This is a genomic window from Archangium primigenium (assembly GCF_016904885.1).
Taxonomy (GTDB): domain Bacteria; phylum Myxococcota; class Myxococcia; order Myxococcales; family Myxococcaceae; genus Cystobacter; species Cystobacter primigenius.
Genome location: NZ_JADWYI010000001.1, coordinates 1,423,729 through 1,438,353 on the forward strand (window position 1 = coordinate 1,423,729; position 14,625 = coordinate 1,438,353).

The following is a 14,625-nucleotide window of genomic DNA, read 5'->3' on the forward strand; positions in this document are numbered from 1 at the left end:
CCATCCGTGACTCAACTCAAGGTGTCGCGTAGCCGAGCGAGTGGGCCTTCAACTCGGCGGGGCCAGGCTCCTGGGTGAATGAAACCCAGCCGTTCCTGCGCGAGTGCCGGGGCACGTAGTCCAGCTGGAGCTCCGCGCGCTCCCGCACCTGGCCTCCCTGGGTCCAGACCACCGCCACGCGCACCTGCTCGGCCGTCTCGTCTCCCTGGTTCATCACCCGGACGGGAACGCGCCAGCCGTGCGCTCCTTTCAGCGGCGTTCCCAGGTGGATGCTCAGGTCCGGCGGCGCGTCCTTCCCGCTCCACGCGTCCACGGCCAGCAAGCCCAGCACCGCCACCACGAGCAGGGTGCTCCCCGTGAAGACACTCCTCTCCAGCCAGTTCCGGTTCGCTCTCATGATTGGATGAGCAGCCTTCCCGCCGAAGCGCCCAGGGTCCCCGCCAGGCCCAGCACCACCACCTGCGCCACGCAGACGAACAGGCCCGTGTCCTTGAAGCGCCCGAAGAACCACAACACCAGCGCGCTCGACACCAGCGCCAGCGCATAGGTGACGAGGGTGCCCCACACCATGTCCCAGGCCACGTGCCGACGGGTGAGGCGATGGGCCCGCTTGAAGTCGACGTGATAGAGGATGAGGCCCCCCAACAGCAGTGACAGGACCGCCGTGCCGAGCAGCTTCCAGGGCGAGTCCTCCACGGCGATCTTCAGGATCTCCTCGGTGGGCGCCACGTTGCTCGCGAAGAGCACCGCGCCACAGAAGCCGATGACGAGCTGCCCGGGGACATGGTCCGCCGCGTCGCGCTTCTTCTCCTTCGCGTCCTCGCCCCCGCCGCCGCCGAGCTGCGCGGTGCCCACGGAGACGCCAATGGCCACGGTGCCCGCCTCCACCGTCACCTTGCCCACCACTTCCTGCCACGAGCTGTCCACGGTCAGCTGGCCAATGAGGAAGAGCACGGCCGCGGACACGAGCAGTCCCAGGCCCAGCTCCTCCACCGAGTCGGTGAGCACCTCGCTCCAGGTCACGTCCTGGCGAAAGCCCCCATAGCGGTTGTAGCCGAGCAGCAGCACGAACGTGGCCGCCAGGTACAGCAGCAGGTGCCCGGGGCGGGCGATGAAGCCCGCCCACCAGACTTCCATGGTGTAGAGCAGGGGAAGACTGAAGAGCAGCCCTCCGGCGAGCCCCCGGCCATACTCGCGCAGGGACTTCATGACCGCCTGGTGGCGGTCCTCCGGCGGGCGCGGTTCACCCATGGGTTCCACCGTCCTCCCGCCCGAGGGCGCCGTCGGTTCAGCCCAGCTTCGTCGCCAGGCGCATGCCGACCGAGGTCACCAGCGCGTCCTCGAGGAAGCCCGCGATGACGTTGGGCACGTGCATCCGCTCGGTGGCGAGCCGACGCGCCGAATAGAGAACGAACGAGGACACCAGCGACGCCGCCGCGCCCACCACGGCCAGGCCCACCACCGGGACCTTCTTGTGCCGCGCCAGGGCCATGCCCACCAGCGCACCGGAGATGCCGCGCACCAGCAGGCCCGGCGTGCCGAGTCGGGGCGGCATGCCCGGCAGCTTGTCGAGGATGAACTCGCCGAACGCGAGCAGCGGCAGGGCGCGCGCCACCGTGGACGAGGCCAGGATCTCCTCCACCGGGCTCGCCTTGGGCGGGACGCCGTCCTCGGCCATCTGCTGGCTCATGAACGCCGGAGCGCTCAGCACCCGCATCCCCGCCATCGCTCCCATTCCCGCGGCCGTCACCACGTCGCTGCGCTTCATGTGTCCACCCCTCGGCTGCCTGCGCTGGTCTTCCCAACAGGATGCGGATGGACCTCGCGAGCGACCATTCCCCACACCAGGGCTCGCCTGCCTGGCTGCTCCTTATTCCTCCCGCGCCATGGGGGGCACGTCCCGGCCCTCGCCGAACGCCAGCACCCACCACTCGGGGGCCTGGGCGCCCCGCTCGACGAGCGCGCCGGCCAGGTCCCACAAGGGCTCCGTCTCACCATCGTCCGCGAGCCGGAACGTCCCGTAGTGCATGGGCACGCTGTAGCGGGCGCCCAGGTCCACGCTGGCCTGCACCGCCTCGCGGGGGGACACGTGCACCGGGGACATGATGCCCTCGGGCTTGTAGGCGCCGATGGGCAGCACCGCGAGCCGCATGGGGCCCAGCTTCTCCCGGGCCTCGGTGAACTGGCCGCCCGCGGCCGTGTCTCCCGCGAAGTAGGTGCGCCCGTGTGGCCCCCGGAAGACGTAGCCCGTCCACAGCGTGCCGTTGGCGTCCCCGAGCCCCCGGTTGGAGAAGTGCTGGGTGCGCGCGCTCACCAGCGTCACCTCCGGCGCGAGGGGGAACTCCTGCCACCAGTCCACGTCGGTGACGTGGCGCAGGCCCTCGCCCAGGAGGAACGCGCGGTTGCCCAGGCCCGCGAAGACGCGCACCTCGGGGAAGCGCTCCTGGAGCCGCAGCAGCGTGGGCACGTCCATGTGGTCGTAGTGGTTGTGGCTGATGACCACCACGTCGATGGGGGGCAGATCCTCGAAGCGGATGCCCGGGGGGCGCATGCGCTTGGGGCCCGCGAAGGACACCGGGCTGCAGCGCTCGCTGTAGATGGGGTCCGTGAGGACGTTGAGCCCGTCGAACTGCAGGAGCACCGTGGCGTGGTTGATGAACGTCACGCGCAGGTCGCCCCGGCCCACGCGCTGGGGGGGCGGCGGGCCGTGGAGCGCGTCCAGCCGCTCCTTCCACGCGCCGGGCTTGCGTGTGGCCACCCACTCCAGGGCGCTCATCGTCCGGGGGCGGGGCTCGCGGTTGACGAAGCGCTCGCCGTCGAAGTGGTCGCTTGGGGTGCCCTTCCAGGTGGGGGCGGAGAAGAGACAGCCGCTCGTGCTCAGGGCGAGCACGAGCCAGGGCAAGGCGGCGCGCGGCGAGGTCATGCCGCCATCATGTCACTTCAGCCGGGCGCCCATCATGTTCACCAGCGCGTCGCCGGTCAGGTCCGTGTACTTGCGGCCCGCCACCTGTCGCACCAGGTCGGACGTGGCGTAGCGGAAGTGGGGCTCGGGGACGGTGGCCGCCTCCACGATGATGCGCGCGATGTCCTCGCCTGTCTGCGCATGCTGGTAGACCGCCGCGGAGCCGGCCATGTAGCGCTCCAGCAGGGGCTGGTAGTGCGCGTCCCCGGGCGAGGGCTGGCCGCTGATCTTCGCCTTCACGTGGGTGACGAACTCGGTGTTCACCGGGCCCGGCTCGATGTTGGACAGGTGGATGCCGAGCGTGCGCGCCACGGGGGCGAGGCTCTCCAGGAAACCCTCACAGGCGAACTTGGCCGCGCAGTAGGCGTCGTTGAAGGGCTGGCCCACGAGGCCGCCCACGCTCGTCACGGTGATGATGCGGCCGGACTTCGCCTCGCGCATGACGGGGAAGACGGCCTGCGTCATGCGCCACACGCCAAAGAAGTTCACCTCCATCACCGAGCGCAGCGCCTCCAGCGACGTCTGCTCCAGCGTGCCGAGGAAGCCCGCGCCCGCGTTGTTGACGAGCACGTCGATGCGCCCGTGGCGCTCGAGCACCCCGCGCACGCAGGCGCTCACGGACGCGTCGCTCGCCACGTCCAGGGGCTGGATGTCCAGGGAGACCCCGGCGGCCCGGGCGCGCTCCTGGAGGGCCCTGGCCCGGGCGGGGTCGCGCAGGGTGGCGACGGTGTGGAAGCCGGCCTGGGCCAGGTGGACGGCCGTGTCGAGGCCAATGCCGGAAGAGGTTCCCGTGATGAGTGCGACGCGCGCCATGTGCGACCTCCGTGCGCCCGGGGAGTGGGCGGTGGGGGCGGGTTCTATCCCGTTCGGCCCTCCAGGCTTCCCGGATTCCAACCAGTGGCGCACACTTCGACTGGATTTTCCGTGCGCGAGTGCCCACTCGTTCCCCTGGCCAACGTGACAGGTGGAAGCGAATGGCCTCACCCTGGGAGGCACCATGACACCGGAGCGAGAAGTCACCTTGTTGCCCGTGCCGGCCTCCGTGGCCACGGCGACGGGAGAACCGCGGTTTGGCACCTACCAGGGCGAATTGCCCGAGGTGGACCTGCAACGCCTGGCGGGCCGGTGGGCGCCGGCGGCGGCGCGGGACCGGCTGCTCAAGCGCAAGCGCTGGCATTACACCCTGGCGGCTACCCAGGAGGTGGTGGCGCTGTTCGCGGTGGTGGATGTGGGCTACTCGTCCAATGCCTTCGCGGTAGCGCTGGACTTGAAGACCCGCAAGGCGCTCTGCGACGTGAGCTTCCTGGGCGTGCCGGGGCCCCTGGTGGAGGTGAGCAACAAGCCGGGCGCGGGCCTGGCGGCCTCGTTCCGCACGCTCGGGGGCCGCATGTCCGCCCGCCGGGGGCTCGAGGACGAGCACTATCAAATCCACGTGGACGTGAGCCGGCTGCGCACGGGCAGCCTCCAGTCCTTCCAGTGGAATGGGACGATGATGGTGGCCGGGGGGCCGCCGGCGCTCACGGTGATCGCCCCGGTGCCGGAGGACGGCTTCGTCAACGTCACCCAGAAGCGCGCGGGCATGCTCACCTCGGGCACGCTGGAGGCGGGTGGCAAGCGCTTCCAGTTGGACGGGGGCGTGGCGGGCACGGACTACACCCAGGGCTACCTGGCCCGGCACACCGCGTGGCGCTGGGCCTTCATGGCCGGGCGGCTGCCGGATGGCACGCCCGTGGGGCTCAACCTGGTGGAGGGCTTCAACGAGAGCTCCCAGGTGAACGAGAACGCGCTGTGGCTGGGCGACCGGCTCATCCCCCTGGGGCGCGCGCACTTCGAGTACAACCGCGAGGATCTCATGGGGACCTGGCGGCTGTGGACGGACGACCGGGCCGTGGACCTGTCCTTCCAGCCCCTGCACGTGCACCGCGAGCACCACGACTTCAAGGTGGTGGTGAGCCAGTTCGCCCAGCCCATCGGCCTCTTCTCGGGCACCCTGCGCGCCGAGGGCCGCACGTACGCGCTGACCGACGTCCCCGGCGTCACCGAGGATCAGGACATGCTCTGGTGAGGCGCGGGCCCGTCCCCGGAGCGGGCGGGCGAGCGGGCGTTGGTGGGAGGCCGAGGGGCTGACGTAAGCTCGTCCCGCGTGCGCGGAGTCCCATGAACTGCTCGAACTGCGGTCTGATCATCGCCGATGAGTCGCTCGGCTATTGCGTGGAGTGCGGCGAGACGTTCGGCGTCTCGCCCGATGGGGGCCAGGACGCCGACGGCGACTGGCAACCTCAGCCCTCCGTGTGGGAGCGCGTGGAGCAGGTGCTCGCGCCGGTGCGCGCGGGGGCGGGGCAGGTGGGCGACGTCTTCGTGAACCTCCTGGAGAGCCCGGCCCTCCATGGGCAGCTGCCCGGGGGCTCGTTGACCTTCCTGGGCCTGGGCCTGGTGGGGCTGGCGCTGCTGCTCTCGTGCGCGCCCTTCGTGTCGGGCATTGGCTGGCTGGGCTCGGGGGTGATGCTGGGGTGGGGCGTGCTGGTGGGCCTGCGCGAGTGGCGCGAGGTGAGCGAGGCGCCGACCCGGGACGAGGGCCGCTTCGTGGAGGCCTATCCCGCCGCGCTCGACAGTCTGCCCGGGGCGCTCTGGCGGCCGGAGAGTGTCCTGGCCTTCACCCTGGTCACCTGCGCCTATGCCCTGTTGATGGTGGGCTACGGGCCCGTGTCCCTGTTGTGGATGCTGGCCGCGGGCGTGCTCGGCTACGAGCAGGGCCGCCGCTTCTTCTTCCTGCTGCCCCGGGACGAGGACCTGCGGGCGGAGGCGGAGGCGACACACCCCGGCCTGCACCGCTGGACGGTGCTCGGGGTGGTGCTCTGCTCCTTTTCGCTGCTGCTGCCGTGGGTGCGGGCCTTCGGCCATGTGCCGAGCCTGTCCGGCGGCGAGCTGCCCCTGGCGGTGCTCACCCAGACGGTGCTGCTCGGGCTCGGGTGCTACGCGGTGAAGCACCGGGGGCTGGGCGGGCTGCACCCCATGTTCCTCATCCTCATGGCGCTGTGGCTGTCCATGTGGCTGGTGCTCATGAACAACGTCTACAGCCCGGGCCCCTGGGTCTATCTCTTCGGGGTGCTGGCGATCGACGCCGCCATCGCGCGCCACTTGATTCCGGCGCGCCCCAAGCCCGAGGAGGCCCCGCCCGCCTCGGACGAGGAGCCTCCCCCGGACCTGGACTACCAGGGCTGAGCCCGGGCGGCCCGGCCGCCTACTTCTGGCCCTTGAGCCAGGTGCGTACCTCGGGCAGGGCGCGCTCGCGCAGCACCACGTCCTGCTCGAGCCGCTCCAGCGTCTGGCCCGTGGCCTGCTTGGCCTCCTCCACGGGGTGGGCCGAGAGCAGCCGGCGCACCTCGTCGAGCTGCGAGCGCTCGCGCAGCGCGCCCAGGGACTCCACCACCCGGCGCAGCAGCATGGGCGCCATGCCGGTGCGCGCGAGCACGTCCTTCCAGCGCTTCTGCTTCTGGGACCACCAGGCGTCGCGGCCCGTGCGGTTGTTGATGAGCCCGGACAGGAAGCTCGCCACGTCCTGCATCTTCACCTTCTCGGTGAAGAAGAGCTGCTGCGCCGCCTCGGCGAGCTGGGGCTCCTCGAAGGCGGTGAGCGCCATGAGGTAGCGGCGCTGGGTGGCGGGGTCCGGCTCGCCGGGCATCTTCTCCAAGATCTTCTCGTAGAGCGCCCGGTCGCCGCCGCGCGCCACCATGCCCACCGCCGCGTCGAGCAGGTTGGGCTCGAGCGCGGACGTGTCGCCGTCCAGCGCGCGCAGCACGCGGGGCCGCGCCTCGGCGATGACCTCGGGGCTGCGCGCCACGCCGCCCAGCGCCCGCACGAGCACCGCGCGCCGGAGCTTCACCCGGTCCGTCTCCCCGGGCGCCGCGTTCCAGCCGAGCGTCTTGAGGCCCGCGCCGAGCAGCTTCTCCACCCAGCGGCGGAAGTGCTCCTGGTCCTCGCCCTCCACGAGCCGGTTCTCCACGTAGGCGAGCCGACCCACCAGCTCGTCGAGCACCGCGTCGTCCTCCTCGTGGCCGAAGCGGCCCGCCAGCTCCAGGTAGGCCGCCAGCGTCGCCTGGCCGCTGCGCGCGAGCGCCCACTGGTCCGCGAGCAGGGAGATGCGCTCGCTGGGCTCCAGCGCGTCCACGTTCGCCGACAGCCGCTCGAGCCCCGAGGCGTCGTAGCGCACGCGGTAGAAGCCCGTGGAGCCCGCGTTGGCGCACAGCCACTTCACCTCGCCCGTGCCCTCCAGCGTCACCTCGGCCGTGCTCTCGCGCAGGAGCACCCGCTGCTCGCGCACCCCGCCCGCGTCCGCGTAGCGCAGCACCATGGGCACCGGCCAGCGCTCGCCGCTCTTCACCCCGGGCTCGGAGTAGTAGCGCTGCTGGGTGAGCGTCACCTTGCGCCCCTGCACCGCCACGCCCACCAGCGGGTAGCCGTTCTGGCCGATCCACGCGTTGGCCAGCTCCAGCACCGGCTGCGACGAGGCGTTGGCGAGCGCGCGCCACAGGTCATCCGCCACGGCGTTGGCGCGCGCGTGCGTGCGCATGTACTGGCGCATGCCCTCGCGGAAGGCGTCCTGGCCGAGGAAGCCCTCGATCATGCGCAGCACCGCGCCGCCCTTCTCGTAGGTGATGAGGTCGAAGCTCTCACCGGCCTCGTGCGCGTTGCGCACCTCCCCGCGGATGGGGTGCGTGGAGCGCAGCGCGTCCAGGTGCAGCGCCGCGGCCTTGCCCGCGTCGAAGTCCAGCCACACCCGCCACTCGGGCTTCCAGTCGTCGACGATCTTGTACGCCATCCACGTGGCGAAGGCCTCGTTGAGCCACAGGTCGTCCCACCACACCATGGTCACCCAGTTGCCGAACCACTGGTGCGCCAGCTCGTGCGTCACCACCTCCGCCACGCGCTTCTGCACGGACAGGGGCGCGGTGGCCGGGTCCAAGAGGAGCGCGATCTCCCGGTAGGTGATGAGGCCCGCGTTCTCCATGGCGCCGGCCTCGAAGTCCGGGATGCCCACCTGGTCCACCTTGCCAAAGGCGTAGGGCAGGCCGAAGTAGGCCTGGAGCCGGGGCAGGGCGGCGAGCGCCGCGTCCTGGCCGAAGCGCGTGAGGTGCGCCTTCTCCGGCAGCGCCCAGGTGCGCACCGGAATGCCCTCCACGTGCTCCTCGGGCGTGCCCACCAGCGGCCCCACCACGAGCGCGATGAGGTAGGAGCTGAGCACCTCCGTCTCCTTGAAGGTGAGCTTGCGCACGTGGCCGTCGGACTCCTCGCGCTCGATGGCGCCGTTGCTCAGCGCGGTGAGCCCCGAGGGCACCTGCACGGTGAGCGCCCAGCGCGCCTTGAAGGACGGCTCGTCGAAGCAGGGAAAGAGCCGCCGGGCATCCGCCGCCTCGAACTGGGTGGCCGCCACCTTGCCCGCCATGTACAGGCCGCGCAGGCCCTCGGTGAAGCGGCCCGTCCACGCCACGTCCAGCGCGCCCTTGCCCGCGGGCAGTTGCTCGGCGAAGCGCACCACCACCGTCTCGCTCTGGGTCACCTCGCGCGAGTCGCTGGGCAGGATGATGCGCCCGTCCTCGGTGCGAAAGAGCACCTCGCCCAGCTTGAGCGCGATGGCGTGCAGGATGATTTCGTCGGTGGGCTTGTCCAGCGCCAGCTCGATGGTCTGCACGCCCGTGAAGGCGCGCGCCTCCATGTCGAGCGTCAGGGTCGCCATGTAGCGGTGGGGGCGGACGGAGAGGGGCAGCCGGAAGTTCTTGTCTTCTGTGACGTGAGTCATAGGGGGCGCGACTCTAACGGCAGTGCGAGCGCTTGCCGGGCGCGATGACGTGCCGCCGTCCACCGGGCAACGGCCAGTGGAGCGTCCCCCTCCCGGGTGTGGTTGAATGGCCCACACACACCCGGACGGGAGGCGCGCATGCGACGGCGAGGCGTGGAGGACTATCAGGACATGCCCTGGAAGAACGGGGGCGGGGTGACGCGGGAGCTCTTGCGCTGGCCGCACCCCCGGCATCCCCAGGACTTCCGGGTGCGCTTGTCGATCGCCACGGTCGCCACGTCCGGCCCCTTCTCGCTCTTTGCCGGCGTGGACCGGACGCTGGTGGTGCTGGAGGGCACGGGCCTGGGGCTCACCCTGGCGGACGGCGCGGGGGAGGTGGCGCTGCGGCCGACGAGCCCGCCCTTCGCCTTCCCGGGGGACGTCGCGTGCGACTGCCGTCTGCTGGGCGGGCCCGTGCGGGACTTCAACGTGATGGTGGACCGGAGCCTGGGCTCGGCCGTGGTGGAGCGGGTGCTCCTGGCGGCGGGGGAGCGCCGGGACCTCGGGCCGGAGGCGGGCACGCTGTGGCTGTATGGCCTGTCCGGCCAGGCCCGGGTGGGGGACGACCTGCTCGCCGCGGAGGACCTGCTGGAGTGGGACGCCCCTGGGGTCCTGCGCCTCCAGGGCGTCTCCGAGGCCCACGTGCTGGTCATCCGCCTGTCGTCACCGGCGTGAGCTTCCGGGGGCGTATCGGATGAAAAGTGCACGAAGCGGACGGTGAGTCCAGCCGTTCCCCGGCGGGCCACTGGCGGCCCCTTCGTGTGTGCCTACGTTGCCCCTTCCTGACCGGGAGGCATGGGCATGACGTGGCGGCGGCTTCTGGGGTGCGTATCGGTGTCATTGCTGACGCTCACGGCATGTGGCTCGTCCGAGGAGCCCACGGAGGTGCCCATCCAGCCCGCGCCGCCGTCGGGCTCCCCGACGGATCCCCAGACGCCCGGCGCCGACGGGGGCACGACCGACGCGGGCGCGCCGACCCCGGACGCGGGCGCGCCGGACACGGACGGGGGGCTCCCGCCGGACACGGACGCGGGGACCCCTGGGTCCGACGCGGGGACACCGGACACGGACGCGGGACTCCCGCCGGGCACGGACGCGGGGATCCCGAACCTGGACGCCGGCACTCCTGGCACGGATGGCGGCTTCGCGGGCTCCCTGCCCCCCGAGGACTGCGTGGTCTGGACCGGCACCTCGCCGCCCCAGGAGGCCAGCGCCTGTGAGGTGCGGACCACGTCCAGCCAGGGCTCCCGGCTCCAGCGTTATGACGCCGAGGGCCGCCCGGTGGAGGACCGGCGCGTGAACGCCCAGGGCGTGTCCACCCAGGTGGAGACCTGGCGGTGGGCGCAGGGGCTCCAGGTGTTCGAGCGCCTGGACGAGCTGGCCCAGGGGAAGTGGTCCCAGACGGAGTCCACCTACGACGCCCAGCGCCGGCTGCTCTCGCGCACGCTCACGAGCTCCTCGGATCCGGAGGGAACCCTCTCGCGCTACGTCTACGCGGACACGCGGCTCATCCGGGTGGACCAGGAGCGCTCGGGCGAGGTGCGGGCCTCGCTGCGCTACTTCTACGTGGGCGAGCGGCTCGCGCGCATCGACCTGGAAGACACCGCGGGCACCGTGTGGCGCTCCACCTTCTTCGCGTACGACGACGCGGGCCGCCTGCTGCGCGAGTACGACCGCGTCGACCAGGACTCCTACACCCCTCGGAGCGAGAGCTTCACCTACCACGCGAACGGTCACATGCAGCGCGCCTCGCGCTACCACGAGGACTCGGGCCGGACCGTGGACGAGTTCGACGCCCAGGGCCGCCGCATCCGTACGGACTGGAACAACCACCAGAGCGGCGATGAACGGTCGACCTACGCGTCGTGGTCCTACGACACGGCGGGACGGCTCCTGCAGACCCGCTCGGGCGCCAACTCCCTGGCGGGCCGCGAGAGCGACACCCTGACGCACGTCTACGACGGCGATGGCCGGCTGGGGGTGATGTGGAACCTCTCCGAGCAGTCCTCCCGCGCCGGCTCCGTCACGCGGCTGTCGACCTGGCGCACCACCTACCTGTGCGGCACGTCCCTGGCGCACCACGAGGACACGGACGAGGATGGGGACGGCCTCGTGGATGCGCGCTGCACCTATTCGCGGGATGCCCGGGGCGCGCGGCTGCGCACCGAGTGCTTCAGCCTCCCCGCGAATCCCCAGCGGGCCACGTCCGTCGACTACACGTACGACTGTCATTGACGCCGGGTCCACCCGCGCGAAGCCCGACGTTTTTCCCGGCGTCGCGCATAGGATTCCCGGATGCCGACTCCCACCCCCTCCACCGAGGCGCTCGCGCTCCGGGTCCTGCGATTGTTGCCCCCCCTGCACCGCTGGGCGGCGGCGAGCGTGCAGGCGAAGCATTGGGGGCAGGGGCTGAGCATGCGCCAGTTGAGCGTGGTCTCCGCCATGCGCTCCGGGGTGTCCTCTCCCGGGGTGCTGGCGCGGCGGCTCATGGTGACGCCGGCGGTCATCACCGGGCTGCTCGACCGGCTGGAGCGCCAGGGCTACGTGCGGCGGGAGATGGAGGCGGACGATCGCCGCCGGCTGCGTCTGGTGCTGACCAAGACGGGCATCGCGGTGAGTGACGCGGTCCAGCAGGCCCTGACGCGGGAGCTGGCCTCGCACTTCCAGGCCTCGGACGAGGAGCTGTCGCTGCTGGGCCGGGCGCTGGATCCCCTGGAGCGCACCCTGGCCCTGCTCGACTCCCGCCAGCTTCCCCTGGGCGCGGACGACGCCGAGCCCGAGGCGCCCACGCCGTCCACGCGGCGGGTCCGGGCGCCCGCGCGCAAGCGGGCGGTCAGGAAGGCGGCTCCGAGGAAGTCGCGCCCCTGAACGCCCGCCCGGCCCTGGGCTCAGTGCACGGTCACGCGGTCGACGACGACGGACGCCTTGGCGTGGAAGTAGACCCGGTACTCCAGCGGGCGCTTGGGGGCCGTCTGCGAGAAGCTCAGGCTGAAGTCCTGGTACTGGGTGGTGCTGGTGAACTGCTGGGACGTGAGCTCCGCCTGGGCGAGTGAGGAGCCCGTGGTCTCCTCCCGCACGTCGATGCGCGCGAGCGGCTGGGTGCCCAGGGTGTTGTTGTCGGTCTTCAGCCGGAACGTCACCTTGTGCGTGCCGAGGGGCAGGTTGCCGTCGTAGGGCCCGTAGAGCATGTGCCCGGCCGGGTCGTAGGACGGCGTCGCCTGCCAGCCCTCCCCGAGCGCGCGGCCGGCATGGTGCCCCACCCCGGCGCCCTCCGCCTCGTACAGCCCGAGGCGCGTGGTGGTGGTGACCTTGTCGATGTTGACCGTGGCCCGGTCGCGGTAGTGGGCGCGGAACTCGAGCGAGTGGCCGGCGACGTTCGGGTAGGTCAGGCTGAAGTCCTGGTAGGCGTTGGCGGCCTTGAACTGGTGGCGGGTGACGTCGAACGCCGTCAGCACCTGGCCCGTGGTGGCATCGCGGACATCCAGCGTCACGATGGGATCGTTGGTGCCGGTGAGGGCGTCGATCTTGATCTTGAACGTGGTGGTGAGCTGCCCCGCGGGGAACGTGGTGACGTAGGGGCCATAGAGCATCATCCCCTCGTTGTCCTGGGCCACGTTGGCCGTCCACCCGTTGTCGCTCGCGCGGCCCACGGCGTGGGAGAAGGGCGAGCTCGCGTAGGTCGTCGGCTCGGCCTCGTACACTTTCACCAGCGCGGCGGGATCCGGGGCCAGGAGGGAGGACTCGCGCAGGAGCTGGAAGTAGGTGTCCGGCCGCACGAAGACGATGTTCGGGTTGGCGCTGAAGGCATTCACCACGTTGACGAAGCTCTGGTAGGAATTGCCCTCCCACGGGTTGGCCTGGATGCTGACGAAGCGGGGCGAGGTGCCATTCCAGCCAGAGATGGCGCGGTTGATCTCCGAGACCATGGAGGCCTCGGTGGGGCAGTAGGTGGCGTTGAGGCCCTGGCTGGGCATGAGGTTGTTGTAGACGGTGATGCCGCCGCCGGCGTTCTGCGCGGTGAGACCCAGCAGCGAGGGCGCGAAGGCGGCGAAGCTGTTGCCCACGTGGGTGTCCGTGGCGCCGTCGATCTTGTTCCACACGGTGAGGACCTTCAGGCCCGCGCGGTTCATGTAGTCATTGGTCAGCGCCACGTAGTTGTCCAGGTGCGTGGCATTGCCCCAGTAGTTGGGGTACGTGTAGCCGAGTCCCGTCGGGCCCGAGATGAGGTTGTCATTGGGCGTGGCGGTGGTGTGCAGGTAGTTGAGCACGCCGGGCATGGCGTCCACCATGGCCGGGGAAATGGTCCAGCCCAGCGGCACCTGGCCCCGGTTGGGCGAGTCCCAGAGCTTCTTGAACAGGTGCTCCACGAACTGGAGGTTGTCGCCGTCGCTCAGGATGAGGGAGACGTAGATCTTGTCGCGCAGCGGCGGCTTGTTGGGCAGCGGCTTGAGGTTCACCGTGCGGGACATGCCGCCGAACACCGTCAGGTTCGAGGCGAAGTCACTGGCCACGGTGGAGATGCCGTACTCGGAGACGCGCTGGACCCCGGCGGCCTCCTCCGGCCACCAGCCCATGTAGATGCCACTGCCGTACGGCATGGCCGCGAGGAATTTGCGCAAGAGGGCGTCCTCGGCGGCGTTCTTGGGATCCAACCACACCATGGCCAGCGGGGTCGCCGCGGCGTAGTCCCGGATGAAGCCCTTGAGGCCGGGCGACAGGCCGATGAGGACCTTGTGGGACAGCTGGGGCCAGTAGTTGTCATACAGCGACTGGTACACCTGGAGCTTGTTGCTGAACGCGCCGCGCAGGTCCACCAGGATGGGCAGGGAGTAGGGGGCGGCCGTCAGCTTGCCCACCAGCGCGGGCGAGGCGGCCACGGCGCCGCGCAGGCCCGCGATGGTGGTGGCCAGGTTCACCGTGTCGGGGAGCGCCGGGTCGTAGACGACGAGGCCCTTGAGCTCGCTGCGGTACTTGCTCACCAGGCTCCACCGGTCGGCCACCTCCGTGTAGCCCAGGCCCAGGGAGTTCAACCAGCCCGTCTTGCCATCCTGCCCGCGCATCGTGACGTCGTAGGTGAAGATGCGTGGCTGCGTCCGGTTGACCAGGCCCTTGAGGGTGGTGAACAGCACCACCTCGTCATCCCAGACGGAGGCCCGGGTCCCCACGCAGTCGATCTTCGTGTAGGCGCGGCCATACCAATACACCCGGAACTCCAGGCCATGGCCGGCCTCCGGGTTGGTGAAGGGCAACTCGAAGCGCTGGTAGGAGCCGGCGACCTTGAAGTCGGTCCGGGTGATGTCCCGCTGCGCGAGGAGCGCCCCCGTGGTGTTGTCCCGCACGTCCACGGTCACCACGACGTCGCTGTTGGCCGTGTTGTTGTCGACGGTGAGATCGAAGAAGGCCGTGTTGCCGCCCACCGGGATGTCGGCCGCGTACGGGCCGGTGATCATGTAGTGGTTGGCCGCGTCGATGCCCACCTGCGCGAGCCAGCCATTGCCCTCCAGCCGCCCGGTGCCGTGACGGACGTGCGGGCCTTCCGCCTCGTAGCGGTACTCCCTGGACTCGCCGGTGGTCAGGTCCACCAGGTCCAACGTCGTCGCGGGCGCGGAGAACGAGGGGAGGACCTGTCCATTCGGCCAGGAGATGCCCGCGGCCTGGGCGGACGGGGACGCGGCGCCCAGCCCCGACGCGGCGAGCGCCAGCAGGGAGGAGAGCGCCAGACGACGGCTTCGGGGGGGATGCATGGGGGACACGCTCCGGAGTCGGGGAGGAGGCCCTGTCAGGCATTGAACGGTCGCGCGCCGGGCCTTCCTCGCGGGGCTGTCAT

12 protein-coding genes are annotated in these 14,625 nt (G+C 71.0%); 5 read left to right on the plus strand and 7 right to left on the minus strand.

The window, feature by feature from the left end:
- Positions 1-16 precede the first annotated feature (16 nt).
- The 5 genes from I3V78_RS06200 to I3V78_RS06220 form a co-directional block, all read right to left on the minus strand.
- Positions 17-397, minus strand: a complete 381-nt coding sequence (locus I3V78_RS06200) for a hypothetical protein (protein ID WP_204485390.1) — start codon at positions 395-397, stop codon at positions 17-19.
- Positions 394-1,251 (minus strand): TIGR02587 family membrane protein, encoded by an 858-nt coding sequence (locus tag I3V78_RS06205; RefSeq protein WP_204485391.1) that lies wholly within the window; start codon positions 1,249-1,251, stop codon positions 394-396. The genes I3V78_RS06200 and I3V78_RS06205 overlap by 4 nt, the downstream gene beginning before the upstream one ends.
- Positions 1,252-1,288: 37 nt before the next feature.
- A complete protein-coding gene (locus I3V78_RS06210; RefSeq protein ID WP_204485392.1) occupies positions 1,289-1,768 on the minus strand; it encodes a DUF4126 family protein in 480 nt (159 codons plus the stop codon).
- Positions 1,769-1,870: 102 nt separating this feature from the next.
- On the minus strand, positions 1,871-2,923 hold the full coding sequence (locus I3V78_RS06215) for an MBL fold metallo-hydrolase (RefSeq protein WP_204485393.1): 1,053 nt from the start codon (positions 2,921-2,923) through the stop codon (positions 1,871-1,873).
- Between the two features lie 12 nt (positions 2,924-2,935).
- Positions 2,936-3,775 carry an SDR family oxidoreductase gene (locus I3V78_RS06220; RefSeq protein ID WP_204485394.1) on the minus strand — a complete coding sequence of 280 codons (840 nt, stop codon included), beginning with the start codon at positions 3,773-3,775 and terminating at the stop codon, positions 2,936-2,938.
- Positions 3,776-3,959: 184 nt separating this feature from the next.
- Here I3V78_RS06220 and I3V78_RS06225 point away from each other — a divergent pair, with 184 nt between their 5' ends.
- Positions 3,960-5,027 carry a DUF2804 domain-containing protein gene (locus tag I3V78_RS06225; protein WP_204485395.1) on the plus strand — a complete coding sequence of 356 codons (1,068 nt, stop codon included), beginning with the start codon at positions 3,960-3,962 and terminating at the stop codon, positions 5,025-5,027.
- 92 nt (positions 5,028-5,119) lie between these two features.
- Positions 5,120-6,184 carry a hypothetical protein gene (locus tag I3V78_RS06230; protein ID WP_204485396.1) on the plus strand — a complete coding sequence of 355 codons (1,065 nt, stop codon included), beginning with the start codon at positions 5,120-5,122 and terminating at the stop codon, positions 6,182-6,184.
- A gap of 19 nt (positions 6,185-6,203) precedes the next feature.
- Here I3V78_RS06230 and I3V78_RS06235 read toward each other — a convergent pair whose 3' ends face one another.
- Positions 6,204-8,759 carry a M1 family metallopeptidase gene (locus I3V78_RS06235; RefSeq protein ID WP_204485397.1) on the minus strand — a complete coding sequence of 852 codons (2,556 nt, stop codon included), beginning with the start codon at positions 8,757-8,759 and terminating at the stop codon, positions 6,204-6,206.
- A 138-nt stretch (positions 8,760-8,897) separates the two neighbouring features.
- Between I3V78_RS06235 and I3V78_RS06240 the strand changes: the two genes are divergently transcribed.
- The 3 genes from I3V78_RS06240 to I3V78_RS06250 all read left to right on the plus strand — a co-directional run bounded on the left by I3V78_RS06240 (position 8,898) and on the right by I3V78_RS06250 (position 11,666).
- Positions 8,898-9,473, plus strand: a complete 576-nt coding sequence (locus I3V78_RS06240) for a HutD/Ves family protein (RefSeq protein WP_204485398.1) — start codon at positions 8,898-8,900, stop codon at positions 9,471-9,473.
- Between the two features lie 159 nt (positions 9,474-9,632).
- Positions 9,633-11,033 carry an RHS repeat domain-containing protein gene (locus tag I3V78_RS06245; protein ID WP_204485399.1) on the plus strand — a complete coding sequence of 467 codons (1,401 nt, stop codon included), beginning with the start codon at positions 9,633-9,635 and terminating at the stop codon, positions 11,031-11,033.
- A 60-nt stretch (positions 11,034-11,093) separates the two neighbouring features.
- Positions 11,094-11,666 (plus strand): MarR family winged helix-turn-helix transcriptional regulator, encoded by a 573-nt coding sequence (locus I3V78_RS06250; protein ID WP_239576321.1) that lies wholly within the window; start codon positions 11,094-11,096, stop codon positions 11,664-11,666.
- Between the two features lie 20 nt (positions 11,667-11,686).
- Here I3V78_RS06250 and I3V78_RS06255 read toward each other — a convergent pair whose 3' ends face one another.
- Entirely contained in the window at positions 11,687-14,542 is a 2,856-nt protein-coding gene (locus I3V78_RS06255; RefSeq protein WP_204485400.1) for a GxGYxYP domain-containing protein, read from the minus strand.
- Between the last annotated feature and the right edge of the window lie 83 nt (positions 14,543-14,625).